The organism is Streptomyces sp. NPDC006602, assembly GCF_042870385.1.
In the GTDB taxonomy this organism is placed as follows: domain Bacteria; phylum Actinomycetota; class Actinomycetes; order Streptomycetales; family Streptomycetaceae; genus Streptomyces.
Genome location: NZ_JBIAHG010000002.1, coordinates 271,927 through 289,085, shown reverse-complemented (window position 1 = coordinate 289,085; position 17,159 = coordinate 271,927). Strand labels below are relative to the sequence as shown.

General features: G+C 70.2%; 15 protein-coding genes and 3 pseudogenes. 11 read left to right on the top strand and 7 right to left on the bottom strand.

What is annotated here, in order from left to right:
* Nucleotides 1–144: 144 nt before the first annotated feature.
* From ACFYO2_RS06065 to ACFYO2_RS06055, 3 genes are all read right to left on the bottom strand, one after another.
* On the bottom strand, nucleotides 145–1,761 hold the full coding sequence (locus tag ACFYO2_RS06065) for a cation acetate symporter (protein WP_388344693.1): 1,617 nt from the start codon (nucleotides 1,759–1,761) through the stop codon (nucleotides 145–147).
* Complete coding sequence (locus tag ACFYO2_RS06060; protein WP_388344690.1) at nucleotides 1,758–2,216, bottom strand: DUF485 domain-containing protein; 459 nt, start codon at nucleotides 2,214–2,216, stop codon at nucleotides 1,758–1,760. The genes ACFYO2_RS06065 and ACFYO2_RS06060 overlap by 4 nt, the downstream gene beginning before the upstream one ends.
* A 154-nt stretch (nucleotides 2,217–2,370) precedes the next feature.
* A complete protein-coding gene (locus ACFYO2_RS06055) occupies nucleotides 2,371–3,423 on the bottom strand; it encodes an alcohol dehydrogenase catalytic domain-containing protein (RefSeq protein WP_388344687.1) in 1,053 nt (350 codons plus the stop codon).
* A 135-nt stretch (nucleotides 3,424–3,558) separates the two neighbouring features.
* Here ACFYO2_RS06055 and ACFYO2_RS06050 point away from each other — a divergent pair, with 135 nt between their 5' ends.
* From ACFYO2_RS06050 to ACFYO2_RS06035, 4 genes are all read left to right on the top strand, one after another.
* Entirely contained in the window at nucleotides 3,559–4,263 is a 705-nt protein-coding gene (locus tag ACFYO2_RS06050) for a TetR/AcrR family transcriptional regulator (RefSeq protein WP_388344684.1), read from the top strand.
* A 188-nt stretch (nucleotides 4,264–4,451) separates the two neighbouring features.
* Nucleotides 4,452–5,459, top strand: a complete 1,008-nt coding sequence (locus ACFYO2_RS06045; protein ID WP_388344681.1) for an NADP-dependent oxidoreductase — start codon at nucleotides 4,452–4,454, stop codon at nucleotides 5,457–5,459.
* Between the two features lie 689 nt (nucleotides 5,460–6,148).
* Entirely contained in the window at nucleotides 6,149–7,222 is a 1,074-nt protein-coding gene (locus tag ACFYO2_RS06040) for a zinc-dependent alcohol dehydrogenase family protein (RefSeq protein WP_388344678.1), read from the top strand.
* A 417-nt stretch (nucleotides 7,223–7,639) separates the two neighbouring features.
* A complete protein-coding gene (locus tag ACFYO2_RS06035; protein ID WP_388344675.1) occupies nucleotides 7,640–8,665 on the top strand; it encodes a 6-phosphofructokinase in 1,026 nt (341 codons plus the stop codon).
* 34 nt (nucleotides 8,666–8,699) lie between these two features.
* Here the strand turns inward: ACFYO2_RS06035 and ACFYO2_RS06030 are convergent, their stop codons facing one another.
* Nucleotides 8,700–9,599: a universal stress protein gene (locus ACFYO2_RS06030; protein WP_388344672.1), complete on the bottom strand. Its 900-nt coding sequence runs from the start codon at nucleotides 9,597–9,599 to the stop codon at nucleotides 8,700–8,702.
* A gap of 101 nt (nucleotides 9,600–9,700) precedes the next feature.
* On the opposite strand from ACFYO2_RS06030, the gene ACFYO2_RS06025 reads away from it, so the two are divergent.
* From ACFYO2_RS06025 to ACFYO2_RS06015, 3 genes are all read left to right on the top strand, one after another.
* Nucleotides 9,701–10,024 carry a hypothetical protein gene (locus tag ACFYO2_RS06025; RefSeq protein ID WP_388344669.1) on the top strand — a complete coding sequence of 108 codons (324 nt, stop codon included), beginning with the start codon at nucleotides 9,701–9,703 and terminating at the stop codon, nucleotides 10,022–10,024.
* Between the two features lie 163 nt (nucleotides 10,025–10,187).
* Nucleotides 10,188–11,060 carry a universal stress protein gene (locus tag ACFYO2_RS06020; RefSeq protein WP_388344666.1) on the top strand — a complete coding sequence of 291 codons (873 nt, stop codon included), beginning with the start codon at nucleotides 10,188–10,190 and terminating at the stop codon, nucleotides 11,058–11,060.
* A gap of 623 nt (nucleotides 11,061–11,683) precedes the next feature.
* A complete protein-coding gene (locus ACFYO2_RS06015; protein WP_388344663.1) occupies nucleotides 11,684–12,349 on the top strand; it encodes a hypothetical protein in 666 nt (221 codons plus the stop codon).
* Here ACFYO2_RS06015 and ACFYO2_RS06010 read toward each other — a convergent pair.
* A pseudogene (locus ACFYO2_RS06010) lies at nucleotides 12,331–12,912 on the bottom strand (AAA family ATPase); the annotation flags it as partial. The gene ACFYO2_RS06015 and the pseudogene ACFYO2_RS06010 sit on opposite strands and share 19 nt — an antisense overlap.
* Before the next feature lie 232 nt (nucleotides 12,913–13,144).
* On the opposite strand from ACFYO2_RS06010, the pseudogene ACFYO2_RS06005 reads away from it, so the two are divergent.
* The 3 genes and pseudogenes from ACFYO2_RS06005 to ACFYO2_RS05995 form a co-directional block, all read left to right on the top strand.
* Nucleotides 13,145–13,312: pseudogene (locus tag ACFYO2_RS06005) on the top strand (universal stress protein); the annotation flags it as partial.
* Between the two features lie 52 nt (nucleotides 13,313–13,364).
* Complete coding sequence (locus ACFYO2_RS06000; protein WP_388344660.1) at nucleotides 13,365–14,747, top strand: nicotinate phosphoribosyltransferase; 1,383 nt, start codon at nucleotides 13,365–13,367, stop codon at nucleotides 14,745–14,747.
* Nucleotides 14,748–14,758: 11 nt separating this feature from the next.
* The gene (locus ACFYO2_RS05995; protein WP_388344658.1) at nucleotides 14,759–15,046 is read left to right on the top strand and encodes a DUF1876 domain-containing protein; all 288 of its coding nucleotides are present in this window, start codon (nucleotides 14,759–14,761) and stop codon (nucleotides 15,044–15,046) included.
* Between the two features lie 135 nt (nucleotides 15,047–15,181).
* Here the strand turns inward: ACFYO2_RS05995 and ACFYO2_RS05990 are convergent.
* A pseudogene (locus ACFYO2_RS05990) lies at nucleotides 15,182–15,728 on the bottom strand (CBS domain-containing protein).
* Nucleotides 15,729–15,861: 133 nt separating this feature from the next.
* Between ACFYO2_RS05990 and ACFYO2_RS05985 the strand changes: the two are divergent.
* Nucleotides 15,862–16,785, top strand: a complete 924-nt coding sequence (locus ACFYO2_RS05985) for a DUF1918 domain-containing protein (RefSeq protein WP_388344656.1) — start codon at nucleotides 15,862–15,864, stop codon at nucleotides 16,783–16,785.
* A 173-nt stretch (nucleotides 16,786–16,958) separates the two neighbouring features.
* Here ACFYO2_RS05985 and ACFYO2_RS05980 read toward each other — a convergent pair whose 3' ends face one another.
* Nucleotides 16,959–17,105 carry a hypothetical protein gene (locus ACFYO2_RS05980; RefSeq protein ID WP_388344654.1) on the bottom strand — a complete coding sequence of 49 codons (147 nt, stop codon included), beginning with the start codon at nucleotides 17,103–17,105 and terminating at the stop codon, nucleotides 16,959–16,961.
* Nucleotides 17,106–17,159 lie beyond the last annotated feature (54 nt).

The following is a 17,159-nucleotide window of genomic DNA, read 5'->3' as shown; positions in this document are numbered from 1 at the left end:
CCCCGGACGCCCGCCGAGGACACGTGCCGTGCTGACCGTGCTGCTGCTGAGGGGTCTGTGCGACGGGCTTTGGGCCCCGCCGGCCGCGCCGGACCACCGCGGCGGCACCGAGGCCGCTCGCGCAGCCCGGCCGCGCAGTCGTGGTCATTCGGCTGCGGCGAGCAGCCGTGCCTCGCTCTCCTCGTACAGCCGCCGGTTCTCTAGGCTGTCGGCGGCGCGGCGCCGGTGGTCCAGACGGCTGCCCAGCCAGCCCGCCAGGTAGCCGAACGGGACGGAGACCAGTCCGGTGGACTGCATGGGGAACAGGTCGAAGTCGGCGTTCGGGAAGACGGCGGACGGCGTGCCCGAAACGGCCTTGGAGAAGACCATCAGCAGCAGCGCGCAGGCCGCGCCGCCGTAGAGGGAAGCGAGCAGGCCGCTGCGCGTGAATCCTCGCCAGAACAGGGAGTAGGTGAGCGCGGGTGCCACCGCCGATGCCCCTATGCAGATGGCCAGAGTGGTCAGCACGCCGACGTTCCAGTCCTGGACCAGGGTGGAGAGTCCGATGGCAAGGGTTCCCACGGCCACGCTCGTCCACGCCGCCACCGTCATCTCCGTGCGTGGATCGACGTGTCCCCGACGCGCCGCATGGGCGAACAGATCATGGGCGAGCGATGAGGCCGCGGCCAGAGTCATTCCCGCGACCGACGAGAGCAGGGTGATGAACACCATGCCCGCCACGGCCGAGTAGAGAATCGTCGTGCCCGCGGAACCGTGTGCCCCGCCGAGCACCTGCGACAGCATGAGCACCGACGTCCTGCCCTGAGGGTCGGCCGCGGTGATGTACTGCGATCCCACCAGCGCCGCCGCTCCCGTACCCATGATGATGACGAGCAGGCAGAACGTGGTGACCGTGCCGACCGCCCACGACATGGAGCGACGTACGGCCGGCACGTCCCGCGCGGAGTACAGACGCATCGTGATGTGGGGCAGACAGGCCACACCGAGGACCACGGTGATCTGGAGACCGATGAAATCCAGCCGGTCAACGGCCGAGGTGCCCAGCTGAAGGCCCTGCTGGAGGAAGGCGGGGCCCGCGCCGCTGCCGTGCTGGGCGGCCCTGAGCACGTTGCCGGGGCTCCAGCCAAAGCGGTTCAGCACCAGAGCGGCGACGACGGCGCTGGTAAAGAGCAGGATGACGATCTTGATCATCTGAATGAGCGCGGTGCCTTTCATCCCGCCGAGCGCCGCGTAAATGATCATCAGACTGCCGATGATGACGATGCACGCCGTCCTGGCGCCCGCCACGTGCGGGAGGTCCAGGATGAAGGTGAGGAGCGACCCGGCACCGGAGAGCTGGACGACCAGGAAGGGCAGGGTCGCCGAAAGCGTCACCACGCAGGCGGCGATGCGCACGGCCCGGCCGGGCATGTTGCGGGCCAGGACGTCGCCCATGGTGAACCGGCCGGCGTTGCGCAGGGGTTCGGCCAGCAGGAACATCAGCAGCACCAGAGACAAGGCGGTGCTGACCGCAAGGACATAGCCGTCGTATCCGGCGAGCGCGACGATGCCGGTGGTGCTCAGCACCGTGGCCGCGGAGATGTAGTCGCCCGCGATGGCCAGGCCGTTCTGGAACGGGGTGAGCGTGAGGTAGCCGGTGTAGAAGTTCGTCAGGTCGTCGCGGTCCGGTCCCGCCATCACGCACATCAGCAGCGTGACGGTGACCAGCGTGGTGAACAGAATGAGGACGGTGGCCTGCGTCCCGGAGCTGTAGTCGTTCATCTCGCCGTCCTTGCGTTGCGGTCGGCGGGGACCGCCCGTTCCCTGACGGCGCGGGCCAAGGGATCCACCGAGCGTTGTGCGCTGCGTCCGTACCAGAAGACCGCCGCGAAGGTGACGACGAGCTGGAGGACCCCCAGGGCCATGCCGAGGCTCAGCTCCCCGGCGATCTTGGACCCCATCAGGTCCGGCGTGAAGCAGGAGAGCACGACGTACGCCACGAAGGAGCCGAGCGCGGCGAGCGTGGAGGTCCGGCGGAGCAGGCGGTAGGCCGAGCGGAGAGCGGCGAGGTCGGTATCTTGCCGATGAGTCTCCTGCGCATACGGCTCGACCCAAGGGGCTTGCCCGTACGAGTCGTAGCGAGGGACGTCGTACCCGTACGACGGGGGCTCGGCGTGCGGTATTGGCCATCCCGGTGGCGCTGATGGCCGATACCGGTTCTCGTCGGGGTATGTCATCGCCTGGCCTTCCACTACGGCTCGGATCCGTGGAGGTGAACGGGGGAAATGGTTCAGCCGGCGCACCATACCGACTGGTTGGAATGCCTGTAAGCCCGCAGTGGGTCACGTTTCGGGGTCGATGCGGCCGCCCGGATGAAGATCGACTTCGTGGTCAACGGGTGGGGTCGAGGAGGATCTTGCGGACACCGGCGGCGCGGCTGTTGAACAGTTCGTACGCCGCGGGGCCCTGGGAGAGGGCGAAGCGGTGGGAGACCACGACCTCCGGTGTGATCCGGCCGGCCTGGGTGAGGGGGATCAGGGCCGGGAGCTCGTAGTGGATCGAGCACAGCCCGATGGCGAATTCGAGCTCCTTGATCTGGGCCAGTCCCATGTGAACGGGGAAAGCCTTGTTCTGGCTGACGCCGATGACACTGACTCGACCTGCCTGCCGAACGGCTTTCAGGGCGAGGTCGATGGTGGCGTCCGAGCCCACGGCCTCCACCACGGCGTCCGGTCCGCGTCCTGCGGTCATCTCCCGTATGGCCGTTCGGGCGTCCTCGCCCTCAACCGGCTCGACGCCGAGGGTGGCTGCGAAGGCACGGCGCTCCGCGACCAGGTCCACGCCCAGCACGCGGGCGGCGCCCATCACGAAGGCGGATTGCGCGGCCATGAGGCCGACCGGGCCCAGGCCGATGACCAGGACCGTTTCACCGGGCTGGATACGGGCTCGACGGCAGCCATACCAGGCCGTCGGGGCGTTGTCCGTCAGGACGATGGCGGCCTCGTCGGAGATGCCGTCGGGCAGGTGCACCAGGTTGACCTCGGCATGGGGCACAGCGAGGGCCTGGGCCTGACTGCCCGGGAGGTGCGGGCTCACCCCATAGCAAAGGTCCGTCGGGGCATGGGCCCGCTCGCACCTGGCGGTGAGTCCCCGCGCGCATGTCGCGCACAGGGTGCAGCCGACCGAGGCGGGAACCAGGACGCGGTCGCCGGGCTTGAAACGGGTGACCTGGTCGCCGGTGTCGACCACTACGCCGACGCACTCGTGTCCCGGGGTGTACCCGGTGTCCGGGCTGAACCCGTTGCCGCCGTAGATGTGCAGGTCGCTGCCGCATATACCGGCCGTGGTGACCTGGACGACCGCGTCGGTGGGACTGGTGACGGCGGGGTCGGGGACGTCGCCGTAGTGGATGTCGTGGGGGCCCTGGTAGGTCAGTGCCTTCACTGGGTGCCTCCATTCCAGGCGCAGGGCGGCGCCCGTGCAGAACAGGGATTCGGGAGTGGGGAACGTGCAAGGCGCTTTTATCAGGCATTAATGCGCCCGTATTACTTTGGCGTGGCGACGCTAGCATGGGCCTCCGTGACAGCACATGAGACGCAGGCCACGTCGCCTGGGGGCCGGAAAGCCGGTGACACTCGCGGCACACTCATCCGGGCCGCCGAGCAGTTGTTCGCCGCGAAGGGCGTCGATGGCGTGTCCCTCAACGAGATCAAGCGGGCCGCCGGCCAGCGCAACGCGATGGCCCTGCAGTACCACTTCGGCGACCGGGCGGGACTCCTGCGGGCCGTACTCGACAAGCACCTTCCTGCGGTGGACGCCCGCCGGGAGGTGCTGCTGCAGCAGTACGAGGACAGCGGCGCCGTCGACCTCCGGTCCCTCGCCGCCGCACTGGTGCTGCCGATCGCCGCGAAACTCGCCGACCCCGACGGCGGGCGCGAGTTCCTGCAGATCGTGGCCGAACTGCTCAACCGCCCCGAGCCCCTGGTCGAGGTCGTCGTGACGAAGGGGTCGAGCATCCATCCCTGGCGGCGCCTGGTGCAGCCCCTGCTGGCTGGCGAGTCGATCACGGTGTTCCACAGCCGCTTCACCGCCATGCGCTTCTGTCACGCCGAACTCGCCGCCCGCGCCGCTGGCCGCCCCCGCAGGGACGACCGGTTGTTCACCAGCCGACTGATCGACCTGGTCTCCGCACTGCTGGCCGCGCCGGTGTCCGAGCAGACCGCACGCCTGCTGCATGAGCGAGGCCGGAAGGGAAAGGCCCAGCCACAGGCCCCGACCCGCTGAACCGTCCGGCCCCGCAGACGTCCCTGACTGGGCCGGTTCTCGCGGCCCCCCGCGCCGCCTCACCCGGGGGCTTTCCTGCCCACGGTCCGCGGAAGGCAGGGTCACCAATGGCATGTGGTGAACATCACCCATCAGGGCATACCAACTGGTCGGTACTCTCGGCGGGACCGCGAATGACAGGAGGCGCCATGTCTGCGACCAACCGCCAGATCCGTCTGGCAGCCCGCCCCACGGGCGACGTGAAACCCGGGGACTGGGAGCACTGTTCAGGGCCCGTCGAGGAGCCGGGCCCGGGCCGGTTCGCGGGCCGCACGCGGGTCATCTCCCTGGACCCTGCCATGCGGGGCTGGCTGGACGACCGTCCCTCCTACCTGCCGCCGGTGGGCATCGGTGAGGTGATGCGCGCCGGATCGGTCGTCGAGGTCACCGCCTCCAACCACCCCGACTTCCAGCCGGGTGATCACGTGGTCGGCACCTTCGGCGTCCAGGAGTACGTGGTCTCCGACGGTCGGGGCGCCATGAAGATCGACACCTCCCTCGCCCCGCCCTCGACGTACCTGGGCGCGCTGGGCATGCCCGGCATGACCGCCTACTTCGGTCTGCTGGACGTCGGGGCGCTGAAGGACGGCGAGACCGTCGTGGTGTCGGGGGCGGCAGGCGCGGTCGGCACCATCGTGGGTCAGATCGCGAAAGCCAAGGGCTGTCGGGTCGTGGGCATCGCGGGAGGGCCGGAGAAGTGCGCGTTGCTCACCGACGAACTGGGATTCGACGCGGCGATCGACTACCGCGCCGACGACGTCAGGAAAGCGCTGCGCCGGGAGGCCCCCGACGGAATCGACGTCTACTTCGACAACGTGGGCGGAGACATCCTCGACGCCGCCCTGACCCGGCTGGCGATGCATGCGCGGGTCGTGGTCTGCGGTGCGATCAGCCAGTACAACAACGACACGCCGGTCAAGGGCCCCTCCAACTACCTCTCCCTGCTGGTGCGCCGCGCCCGCATGGAGGGCTTCGTCGTCTTCGACTATGCCAAGCGCTACGCGCAGGCTGCGCAGGACATCTCGGCCTGGATCGGCGACGGCCGCATCAGGGTCAAGGAACATGTGGTGAGGGGGAGCGTGGACGACTTCCCCGAGACGTTGCAGATGCTCTTCCGCGGAGAGAACGTCGGCAAGCTCGTCCTGGAGCTGGCATGACCGCCGTCGAGAGCGGGGTCGCCGCCCACCCGTGACTGACGGACGGGGCCGCGCCCCGGTGCTGCGGATCGTCACGGGCCGCGGCATCCGGAGGTGCTGGTTCTTCCAGGGCGGCCGCGACCGTCCGGCGGTCTGCGACGTCGCGGCGTGCAGCGCGGTCCGCGACGGAGCCGATCGCGTCCAGCGCGGTGACGCCGAGCCGGATGTCGAAGCCACTTCCTGGCGGTTGGCGGGGACGTTTGCGTGTCGCCATGCCGTAGGAATCCGCAGGTCAGTGGCACATGTGGCGGGGCAACATAGTTCGAGGGTTGGCTATGCGTGTGGCCACCATGCCTGCTCACGGAAAGGCGGTTCAGGGGCTCGAAGGTGGTCGAAACAGCCGTCCGGGACGCGTAGTTCGGGATAATTTGACGGTGCGGTGCTGACTCCCGTGCTGGTTTGGTGCTGACGGGGGCCGTGGCGTGGTGCAGGACGCAAAGCCGGGCGAATGGGGTGTGCGGTAGGGCCGACCGGTCCAGGTGCCCGGTCCGGTAGGGCCTTCCCGCTGCGGTCGCGGACCGGCCGCTGGGGTAGGCCCCGTCCGGCCGACCGATGGGGCCGACCGGCTCAAGCGCCTTCCCTCCGTGCACGGCAATCTGAACATACGAGGCATTTTCGTCATTGTGTCGTAGCAGGAGGGTGGGAACGCCATGAAGGGCTATGTCTTCCACGGCCCCGGACAGTCCGCTTGGGAGGACGTCCCGGACCCCGGTATCAAGGAGGCGACCGACGCGATCGTGCGTGTCGACGCCGTCACCATCTGCGGAACGGACCTGCACATTCTCAAGGGCGATGTTCCCGAGGTACGTCCGGGCACGGTACTGGGGCACGAGGCGGTCGGTGAGATCGTCGAGGTCGGTGGTGACGTGCGGAGCGTGCGGCCGGGGGACCGGGTGCTGGTGTCCTGCATAACCTCTTGTGGTCGCTGCCGGTACTGCCGGGAGGGTGTGTACGGGCAGTGCCGGGGCGGCGGAGGCTGGATCCTCGGCCACCTGATCGACGGCACCCAGGCCGAGTACGTCCGCGTGCCGTACGCCGACCTCTCCGTGCACCCACTGCCCGGCGCCCTGGACAGCAAGGACGCCGTGCTGTTGGCCGACATCTTCCCGACCGCGTACGAGGTGGGCGTACTGAACGGGCACGTACGGCCCGGGGACACCGTCGCCGTCGTGGGCGCCGGTCCCATCGGCCTCGCGGCCATCGCCACGGCCCGGCTGTTCGCGCCGGAGCGGATCGTCGCCGTGGACCTCGCCGCCGCACGGCTGGACGCCGCCAGGCAGCTCGGCGCGGACGCGGTGGCGGACGCTCGGGAGGCCCCCGAGCAGCTGATCGCGGATCTCACCGACGGGCTGGGCGCGGACGTGGCCGTCGAGGCCGTCGGCGTTCCGGAGACCTTCGAGCTGTGCACCCGCACGGTGCGACCTGGCGGTCACGTGGCCAACGTCGGCGTGCACGGCAGGCCCGCGACCCTGCACCTGGAAGACCTGTGGATCAAGAACCTGACGATCACCACTGGCCTGGTGGACACGTACTCCACCCCCACTCTGCTGCGGATGGCGGCCGCCGGCCGACTGCCCACCGAGCAGCTGGTCACGCACACCTTCCCGCTGCCCCACATGGAGGAGGCATACGACGTCTTCGCCAAGGCGGCCGACACGGGTGCGCTCAAGGTCGTGCTCGGCGGGGAACAACACGAGGAGCTCGTCCCCGCCGGGACGGCCTGACGAACGAGAGAGGTGAGGGGGCGTGACCGAGGTGGCATCGTCGCATGCCGTGGAGGGCACCCGGTGAGCGACCTCGTGCGTCTTCCTCGGGCTGGCCGGAGCACGGAAGACACCGAGCTGACCGATGTGGGGAGTACCGCGCCCCGGTTTCGAGGCACGGAGTGGGACGCCTCGCCGGAACCTGTCCGGACAGCACATCCAGGGTGTCGACACCTGTCCATCGGACTCGGAACCGATGCCAAGGCTGGACAGAAGTCCCACGACGAGTCACCTGGACGCGCGCCTGTCGAGTGGCCACTGCGGTTCGAACGGAGGGAGGCTGGAAGGAGGCGGTCCATGTTGCCCCGACGGCTGTTTTCGTTCGCCGAGAAGGCCACGACCAGGCGCGCGGGGTGACCAGCGGATGGGAGCAAGCCCATGAAGGTCGGAGTACTGACCGGTGGCGGTGACTGCCCGGGCCTCAACGCCGTGATCCGCAGTGTCGTCCGCAAAGGCGTCCAGGAATACGCCGTCGACTTCGTCGGCGTGCGGGACGGGTGGCTCGGTCTGCTCCGGGGTGATGTCGTGCCGTTGGACATCTCCAGCGTGCGGGGGATTCTGCCCCGCGGCGGGACCATCCTCGGCTCCTCCCGCACCAACCCGTTCAAGCACGAGGACGGGCTGCGACGCGTGCAGGACACGCTTGCCGCGCACGACGTGGACGCGCTCGTCGTGATCGGCGGCGAGGACACGCTCGGCGTGGCCACCGAGCTGAGCCGGCAGGGGATCCGGCTGGTCGGTGTGCCGAAGACCATCGACAACGACGTCTCCGGCACCGACTACACCTTCGGTTTCAACACAGCCGTCGGTATCGCGACGGAGGCCATCGACCGTCTCCACACCACTGCCGAGTCACACATGCGCGCCCTGGTGGTGGAGGTGATGGGGCGGCACTCGGGTTGGATCGCCCTGCACGCCGGCATCGCGGGCGGCGCCAACGTGATCCTCATCCCGGAGCGACCGTTCGACATCGATCAGGTCTGTGAGCAGGTGAAGAGCCGGTTCAAGATCAACTATGCGCCGATCGTCGTCGTGGCCGAAGGAGCCGTCCCCAAAGAGGGGCAGATGATCCTCAAGGATCGGTCGCTGGACGAGTTCGGCCACGTGCGGCTGTCCGGCATCGGTGAATGGCTGGCCCAGGAGATCTCGGAACGCACCGGCAAGGATGCCCGCACCACGGTGCTGGGTCACATCCAGCGCGGCGGCACCCCGAGCGCCTTCGACCGGTGGCTGGCCACGCGCTTCGGGCTGCACGCCATCGACGCGGTCAAGGACGGTGACTTCGGCGTCATGGTCGCCCTGCAGGGCACCCGCATCGTCCGCCTGCCCCTCGCCGATGCCACAGAGAAGACCAAGCTGGTCGATCCGACCCTGTACGACGAGTTCGAGGTGTTCTTCGGCTGACCGGCCCCGGTACTCATCGGATCGCCACCGGACCTCAGGTCGGCCGCTGTCCGGCGTGCGGTACGACCGCCACCGGGCAGCGGGCGTGGTGCAGGACGGCGTGCGTGACCGGGCCCAGGCGGCCTTCGGCCGCCTGGGGATCGGTGCGGCGCCCCACGACGAGCAGGCCCGCACCCCGCGACGCGTTCAAGAGCGCTTCCGCGGGATGGAGCAGTACGACATCGGTGCGGGCCGTCACGCGGGGGTGCTTCTCCTGCCACGCGCGCACCGCGTCGGAGAGCCGCAAGACCTCCTGGTCCTCCCATGTGGCCCGGTCCTCCTCGGTCACCACCAGCGTCTGCGGAGAGACGGCCTCGGCAGGAAACGCCCATGCCTGCACCACCCGCAGGAGTGCTCCGCGTGCCTCCGCGGCCGAGAACGCGAAGTCCGCCGCATCACCCACCGGGTGATGCGCGTCGAACCCCACCACGACCTGGGAAGCACCGCGTGCCGCGTGCCTCTCTTCTCCGAAGGGGCCGGGCCGGTGGGGAATCAACACGACGGGGCACGGGGCTGCCGCGGCCATCCGCAGGGCCACCGAGCCGACCGCGAGGCCGTCGAAGCCGCCCGTGCCCCGTGTGCCGACGACGAGGAGCCCGGCATCGCCGGCCGCGGCGAGGAGAGCCTCGGCCGGGGCGTCATCAGTTTGCTCGGCTCGCACCTCGACATCCGGGTAGAGGTCGCCGAGGGCGGCGGCCACCCGCTGGAGCGTCCGCGTCCCCATGTGATGCAGCCTGTCCAGGGCCAGGCCCGGCACGGTCGCCCCGGGAAGCGGTGGAGAGGCGTGGAACAGACGCAGCGGAACGTCGCGCAGCGCTGCCTCCCGCGCCGCCCAGTCGGCCGCCGCCGAGCTGCGTTCCGACCCGTCGATACCCGCCAGCACAGGGTGACTCATCACGTCCTCCTTCGCCCGGCCTGCATCTCCGTGGCCGCACACGGCCCGTGTCTCCTGCCTTCCACTGTTCCACGCCGGGACCGCTCAGGCGTCCGGACCGGATGCGAGTGAAACGGCCCGCACGGACTCACCAGCAGTCGGACCGCCAGTTGCAGGAAGCCAGCGAAGTCTTCGCGTGGGCCCATGAATTGGGCATGTTCACCGTGCTGTGGTGCTACCTGCGCAACCCGGCGTTGAAGGACGGCGTGGACTACTCGGTGTCGGCCGACCTCACCGAGCCGTCCACTCCCGCAACGACCGGGTTCGCCACGACACACCTCCTCCTCACCCGCCGCCGGTCAACCGGACTGACGCAAGCGGGGCGCCAGGCGCGCCGCTTCCCTCCAGCCTTCACCACCCTGCGACGCCCCGCATCGTGCAACTGACACCTCGCGGCGCCGCCCGATGCGGCTACTAAGCCTGGCGCCGTGAAGAGCCGAGTCACCAGGGCACACCTCCGCGTACCCGTGGCGTGGCGCCACTCGACAGCAGGGGTGAGGCTGGAAGGACAGGAACGAACGGGCGGCGCGGAGATCTCCTGGAGGTGCCATGGCTGGTGCGGACGGGCGTCGGCCGATCGTGGTGGGCGTCGACCCCGACCCTTCGAAGCGGCTGGCCCTCGCCTGGGCCGCCGATGAGGCGGAGCGGCGTGACGTGCCGCTGCGGCTCGTGCACGCCCAGGGCGTGCCGACCGGCGGATACCGGTCGGGGGAGGCGCGGCCGTCCTGGGAGGAGTGGAACCGGGCGCTGCACGGCCTGGGTGATCAGGTACTCAAGGACGCGGTCGCCTTCGTCGAGTCCAGGCGGCCGGCGGTGCAGGTGTCGACGCTGCTGGCGGAAGGAGAGCCGGCGTGGGTCCTGCGCGAGGAGGCGCGGAACGCCGCCCTGGTCGTGGTGGGCTCCTGGCACCTGAGCAGGCGGCGCGAGATGTTCTCCTCCGCCTCCCTGGCGCTCCCGCTCACCGCCCACGCTCCCTGCCCGGTCGCGGTCGTGCCGGAGCCTGAGCACGTAACCCAGCAGCCCGCGTACTTCGTCGTCGGCGTCGACGGCAGTCCGCATTCGGCCTCGGCGGTGGACCTGGCGTTCGAGGAGGCGGCCCTGCGTGGAGCGCTCCTGCGGGCCCTGTACGTGTGGCATCCGCCGCTCCTCGGGGTTCTCGACGAGGACGCGGCGGTGCGGGAGTGTCGTCGTGTGCTGTCGGAGACGGTCGCGGGCCGCACCGCGACGTACCCGGAAGTGGAGCTGCACCACGAAGTCGTGCGGGGACACCCGGTGCAGGTTCTGACGGAAGCCTCTGAACACGCCCTGGGCCTGGTCGTGGGAACCCGGGGGCACGGCGGCTTTACGGGCATGTGGCTGGGCTCGGTGAGTCAGGGCGTACTCCACCACGCCCGCTGCCCCGTCATCACGGTCCCGGCGTGAGGCGGCGGACGTCGCGGGACCTCTGCCCCGGAAGGCCCCGCTCTCGCCGGTCGGCCGGTCACACGATGAGGGAGAACCGCCGGTCATGGGCGGCGCATCGGCGAGATATCCGCCGAGTTCCCCGGAGTCCGCTGGAGTCTGTGATGACAGCCTCGCCCAAGGCCCTCCGCGCGACCCGGCCGGTCACAGCGTCGGCGAAATCGTGGTCACCGTATGGGATCGGATGATGTGCACCGGTACGGACCCGCTGGTACCGGGCGGAGGGAGGGACGAGGCGGTCGGTGCCACGTCCGGCTCCGGCCCGGGTCTTCCGGTACCCGAACTCCCCGCCGGTGAGGTCTTCACCGCGTTGGGTTCGTCACGGCGCGGCCTGCCGACGGTGGCGGTGGAGGCGCTCGGGTCGACCACGGGCGTGTGCACCGACAAGACCGGGACGCTCACCCAGGCGGAGATGACCGTCACACAAGTGTGGGCGGGAGGTGCGCCGCACCCGGTGAGCGGTGTGGGGTACGAGCCGAGCGGCGAGGTCGCCGACGCCGCGCCGGTGCGCGAGCTGCTCCGGGTGGCGGGCCTGTGCTGCAACGCCCGGCTTGTTCCACCCACGACCCCCAGGGAGCACTGGGGTGCTTGGCGACACCACCGAGGGGGCGCTGCTCGTCGCGGCCAAAGCCGGGCTGGACCTGGGCGTGGAGGAGGAGGCGGCGGCGCCGCAGGTGACGGAGTTGCCGGATCCGGTCGTGGTGACGGGGGCGCGGCTCGACGCGATGGACGAGGAGTCGTTGGACGCGTTGCTCGACCAGAAGTCCGAGCTGCTGCTGTGCCGGGTCAGCCCGGAGCACAAGATGCGCGTGGTCACCGCCTTCCAGCGGCGGGGGGAGACGAGCGCTCGCACGATACTCGCTCCCTCGCTCCCCCACTCCGCGGTCACCCCCGAGGGGTTCCCGGGCAACCGGGATCATCAGCCCGTTGGACCGCTGGCACGGCGGACTCCGTCGTCTCGTCGTTCCGCCGGTGTTCATGACTCCATGGAGGAAGCCGCCGCTGCGCCGATCAGTGAGAGCCAGCCCGTCAGCCCGGCCGTGTCGACGGTCCCGCTCCCTAAGCCGACATGTTGCGTCCGGCAGGCGGGCGTGTGCTGCCCGGCTTGCCACGCCTGCCGGGCTTCCTCCTACCCACCCACCCTGAGGGACTTTGGGACATCCCGCGAAACCTGGTGGTGCGGCTCGGCGACCAGCGGCCGGTCCCGGATATACGCGGGATACTCGCTCATTCAGTCCGGCTCCATGTAGGGGCGGCGGAAGACCGGGGCCTGGCCGGGGCCCCAGGGGCGTACGGCTGCCAGCGCCCGGGCGATCGAGGACTCCAACGGGCCGCTGGTGTCGACCGCGACGGCCTCCGGCCATGGCGGTTCCGTGGCCGCCATGGCGGTGACGATGTCGAGGTCGGCGTCGGAGATTCCGGAGGCGCGCGTGGTCAGGCGGGCCGCTGTCACGTCGCCCGGCACGTGGCAGTGCAGGGCCACCAGGTCAGCGCTGGTGCGTTCGGCCAGGTGGAGTGCCGCTTCGCGTTGTCCCGCATGGGACCAGGTGGCGTCCAGCACGACGGACTCGCCGGAGAACAGCAGGGCGGAGGCGCGGTCGAGCAGGGTGGCGTAGGTCCTGGCCGTCCGCTCGGGGGTGTACAGGCCCTCGCCGTAGGCGGCGGCCGCGGACTGCTCGGCGGGGATGCCCGCCAGCTCCTTGCGGAGGCGGTCGCTGCTGAGCAGCGTGACCCCCAGCCGGTCGGCCAGGGCTCCGGCGAGGGTGGACTTCCCGCTGCCCGGCAGCCCGCCGACGAGCGTCAGGCGCAAGGCTCTCGGGTGAACCGTCGAGGCCCACGGTGACAACTGGTTGCATGGCAGCGGCCTCCGTCGCATAGCAAGCTGGAAGTGACGGCTGATGAGTCTGATTGCCGGACTGTTCGGATGTTGGCGACATGCCGAGCGTGGCGCGTTCCTCATTCGAGGAGTACCCCAATCCCTTCCGAGGCGCATGTGCAGGAGGGGGCCGGAGGCGGCGGGGTCGGCAGGAGAGGAGACGGGGGTGGTGGCGATTCCCCTGGTGGTCGGCGTCGACGGGTCCGAGGCGAGCCTGGAGGCTGTGGACTGGGCCGCCGACGAGGCGGTCCGGCACGGGGTGCCACTCCACCTTCTGCACGCGGCGGCGCGGGACCATGAGGTGTCCGACGTGATCGGACACGCCTCGGAACGTGCCATCAAGGGCCGGTGAGGGGCAGAGACCGCACGTGCACGAGGAGGCGACGCCGATGTCCGAAGCGACGACCACCGATCTGTACGAAGTGACGATGGCCATGTCCTACCTGCGGGAGGGGATGACCCGCCCGGCCACCTTCAGCCTCTTCGTCCGCGACCTTCCTCCTGAGCGGGGCTTCCTGGTCGCCGCGGGGCTGGAGTCGGCGCTGGACTACCTGTCCGGCCTCCGAGTGGGCCCCGAGGACGCCGACGCCTTCGCTTCCGCGCTGCACCGTCCCCTTCGGGATCTTCAGCCCCTGCTCGGCCTGGAGTTCACGGGTGACGTACGGGCCGTACCGGAGGGCCGAATCGTGCTCGCGGGAGAGCCGCTGCTGGAGGTGACCGCCCCTCTCCCGCAGGCGCAGTTGGCCGAAACGTACGTGCTCAACCAGCTCAGCCACCAGACGGCGATCGCCTCGAAGGCCGCGCGTTGTGTGCTCGCGGCTGCCGGGCATCCGGTCGTGGACTTCTCCCTGCGGCGGACCCACGGCCCGCAGGCCGGGTTCCAGGCCGCCCGGCTCGGTGCGATGGCCGGCTTCGCCGGCACCAGCAACGTGGCCGCGGCCACGGCTCTCGGCATCCCCGCCGTCGGCACGATGGCCCACTCCTACGTGGAGGCGTTCGCCACGGAGGAAGAAGCGTTCCGCGCGTTCGCACGCTGCCACCCCGGACCCGTGACGTTGCTGGTGGATACGTACGACACCGAGGAGGGCGTCCGCGTCGCGGCGCGCGTGCTGCGAGACCTCGGCCACGCGGCCCGCGGCGGCTCGGCCGTACGGCTGGACAGCGGCGACCTCGGCGCCCTGGCGGCCCGGGCACGCTCCATCCTCGACACCGCGGGCCTGCCCGACGTACGGATCATCGCCAGTGGAGGTCTCGACGAGTACGCCGTGGACGACCTGGTCCGCTCCGGAGCGCCGATCGACACCTATGCCGTCGGGACTCGCGTCGGGGTCTCCGCCGACGCACCGTACCTGGACTCCGCGTACAAGATGGTGGAGTACGACGGCCGGCCGGTGATGAAGCTGTCGTCGGCGAAGGTGACCGCACCCGGCCCCAAGCAGGTATTCCGCCGCACGGCGTACGCCGACGTGATCCGTCTCGCCGACGAGCCGTCGCCCGGTGACGGCAGCCCGATGCTGGAGACGGTGATGCGCGGTGGGCAGCGCACCGGCGGCAGATCCACGCTCGACGCGTGCCGGGAGAGACTCGCTGCGGACCTGGCCGGACTGCCGCCGGCGGCCCGCCGGACACGGGACCCGGTCCCGCCCAGCGCGACGGCCTCCGAGCACCTGAGCGCACTCGCTCGCCGCGTCCGGCGCCGCATCGACGAGCAGAGGTCGGCTCCCTACGCACGGCCCGCGAGCCCGGAACACACCGCATCCGGATCACAGTGAGGAGTAAAGCGATGCCACATACGGTGGAATGGAAGGTTCGTCTCCACCTCTTCGAGGACGACGACGGAGCGACGAAGGCACACGTGGTGCTGGACACCGGCACCACGGCGCTGAGCGGACACGGAACAGCGCACTGTCATCCGGCCGACACGAACGTGCCGGAGATCGGCGACGAACTGGCGGCGGGCCGGGCCATGCAAAATCTCGCCCAGCAGCTGCTGCACACCGCCGAGCGCGACATCGAGGGCATGGCCGCGCCCCGGCCCGGCACCCGTCAGGCCGCTGGATGGCCCTTGTGACTGACGGCGGATCACCGGCTGAGCCGGCGGCGGGGGCAGTCACCGGGACGCGTCCGGGGGCCGGCAAAGTGCCCGCGGTTTCCCGAGGGCTGGCGGTTCAACCGCCGGCCCTTCCCGACCACGTTGCCGCGAGGCTCAACCGCCGGAGGGCGAAGGCCGGGCGTCGTCGTTCCGGTAGGCGATGTGCCCGCTGACCGAGACCACGCCGTCGACGCTGCCGCACAGCCGCTCGATGACGGGAATCGGACTCCTGAACTCGACGGAGCCACCGAGTTCGACCCGTCCGTCGCGCACCTCGGCCGTCATCTCCGAGGGAGCGAGTCCGAGTCCTATCGTGCGCCACAGCACGTCCTCGGTGATCTCGTCGCGAATCGCGTCGTCCCGGCGCAGGAAGATCCGCAGCAGGTCACCACGGCTGACGATTCGCAGCAGCCGGTCCGTCTCGTCCACCACGGGCAGCCGCTTGATGTGATGGGCCTCCATCAGGCGGCCTCGACCACGCTCCACTCCGGACGTGCGCACACCGAGGGAGCCGACATCAGCTCCTCGGCGCGGGACCCCTCCACCTTGGCCCGCTCCCACGCCTCAAGGTGTGGGACCGGCGATCTCCTTGAACGGCGTGTCACGCCGCGCCCGGACGACGTCCCGGGTCACTGAGTTCAGAGACCGTTCGGTGGCGCATGTCGACTCCCATCCCGTACGTGACAGCCAGTCAACCAGGCCCACCCTGCGGATACGGGCCACTCGGCCCATGCGGTGGCCTGTCGCGCGTGGCACGTTGGTTACAACACCATTCTGAGGAGAGGGCGGCGATCATGCGAGCTCACCTCGGCGACCAACTCGTCATCGAAAGCCCGGCGACCGGCGCCACCAGGCGCGACGGCGAGATCGTCGGACTCCACCACGAGGACGGAACACCTCCCTACGACGTGCGCTGGTCGGACACGGACGAAGTGACGCTCGTGTTCCCCGGGCCCGACGCGCACCTCCGCCACGTCGAGCACGGACAACCCGGGACCACCCACGGGTCTTCCCCGCCGGACTCGGGTGAGCCGGGATCCGTCTCCGCGCCGGCCCCGCCGGACCGCACACCCAACCCCGGCGACATCGGCCGGCGTGTGGCCGTGGAACGCCACAGAAGTGGGCTCAGCCTGGAGGAAACGGCCCGCCGCGCCCGCATGTCGCCCGACTACCTGGCGTACCTGGAGGAACAGCCCGCCGAACCGAGTGTGGGGACCCTCATCAGACTGGCCGACGCGCTGGGTACCACCGTCGCTGCCCTGCGTGGGGGCGGCATCGATCTGCCCCCCGGCCAGGGCCACGCGCTGCTGCACCCTCAACTGAGGGATCTCAGCCCGCAGGAGTGCCGCAATCTGCTCTCCACGCACGGTGTGGGGCGCATCGCGGTCCCGGCGTTCGATGGTCGCCCGGCGGTGGTCCCGATCAACTACGAGGTCGTCGATGACGCGATCGTCTTCCGGACCGCGCCCGGCTCGGTTCCGGCGGCGGCGGTGGGGAAGGAGGTCGCCTTCGAGGTGGACCACGTGGACGAGGCGATGAGTCAGGGCTGGAGCGTGCTGGCAGTCGGGCCGGCGCGCGTCGTCACGGAGCCCGGAACCGTCCGTGGACTCACCCAACGCGCCCACACCAGGCCCTGGCCGGGCGGTGAACGCGAGATGTGGGTGTCGATCCTGCCGGCGAGCCTCACGGGCAGGCGCATCACCCCTGCCGACCAATAAGCCGCCGCAGGACTGGCCAGCAACCGAAGAGTGGTCGCCTCCTGGCATGCCGCCGATTCGGGAGAGGAGGCTCCGGTGAGCCGACAAGTACCGTCCGACGAGTGCGTGACGGACCTGGTCCACGACGCCGCCGCCGCTCCGTCGATGCACAACGCACAGCCCTGGCGCTTCCGCTACGTCCGGCGCAGCCGCACCTTCGAGATGCGCGCCGACTTCGAGCGGCCATGCCGCGCTCCGACCCCCGAACCCGCGGCCTTCACATCGGCTGCGGCGCCGCCCTGCCGAACCTGCGGGTCGCCGTGGCCCACGAAGGCTGGCATCCGGAGACCCGACTGCTGCACGACCCGTCCGATCCGGCGCTCCTCGCCAGCGGG

What these genes read in the sequence shown, in the direction of transcription:
- ACFYO2_RS06025 (WP_388344669.1), top strand. Translation starts at nt 9,701, where the DNA reads ATGCGAGTGAAACGGCCCGCACGGACTCACCAGCAGTCGGACCGCCAG.
- ACFYO2_RS06035 (WP_388344675.1), top strand. Translation starts at nt 7,640, where the DNA reads ATGAAGGTCGGAGTACTGACCGGTGGCGGTGACTGCCCGGGCCTCAAC.
- ACFYO2_RS06045 (WP_388344681.1), top strand. Translation starts at nt 4,452, where the DNA reads ATGTCTGCGACCAACCGCCAGATCCGTCTGGCAGCCCGCCCCACGGGC.
- ACFYO2_RS06000 (WP_388344660.1), top strand. Translation starts at nt 13,365, where the DNA reads ATGTCCGAAGCGACGACCACCGATCTGTACGAAGTGACGATGGCCATG.
- ACFYO2_RS06040 (WP_388344678.1), top strand. Translation starts at nt 6,149, where the DNA reads ATGAAGGGCTATGTCTTCCACGGCCCCGGACAGTCCGCTTGGGAGGAC.
- ACFYO2_RS05995 (WP_388344658.1), top strand. Translation starts at nt 14,759, where the DNA reads ATGCCACATACGGTGGAATGGAAGGTTCGTCTCCACCTCTTCGAGGAC.
- ACFYO2_RS06020 (WP_388344666.1), top strand. Translation starts at nt 10,188, where the DNA reads ATGGCTGGTGCGGACGGGCGTCGGCCGATCGTGGTGGGCGTCGACCCC.
- ACFYO2_RS06060 (WP_388344690.1), bottom strand. Translation starts at nt 2,216, where the DNA reads ATGACATACCCCGACGAGAACCGGTATCGGCCATCAGCGCCACCGGGA.
- ACFYO2_RS05985 (WP_388344656.1), top strand. Translation starts at nt 15,862, where the DNA reads ATGCGAGCTCACCTCGGCGACCAACTCGTCATCGAAAGCCCGGCGACC.
- ACFYO2_RS06065 (WP_388344693.1), bottom strand. Translation starts at nt 1,761, where the DNA reads ATGAACGACTACAGCTCCGGGACGCAGGCCACCGTCCTCATTCTGTTC.
- ACFYO2_RS05980 (WP_388344654.1), bottom strand. Translation starts at nt 17,105, where the DNA reads ATGCCAGCCTTCGTGGGCCACGGCGACCCGCAGGTTCGGCAGGGCGGC.
- ACFYO2_RS06030 (WP_388344672.1), bottom strand. Translation starts at nt 9,599, where the DNA reads ATGAGTCACCCTGTGCTGGCGGGTATCGACGGGTCGGAACGCAGCTCG.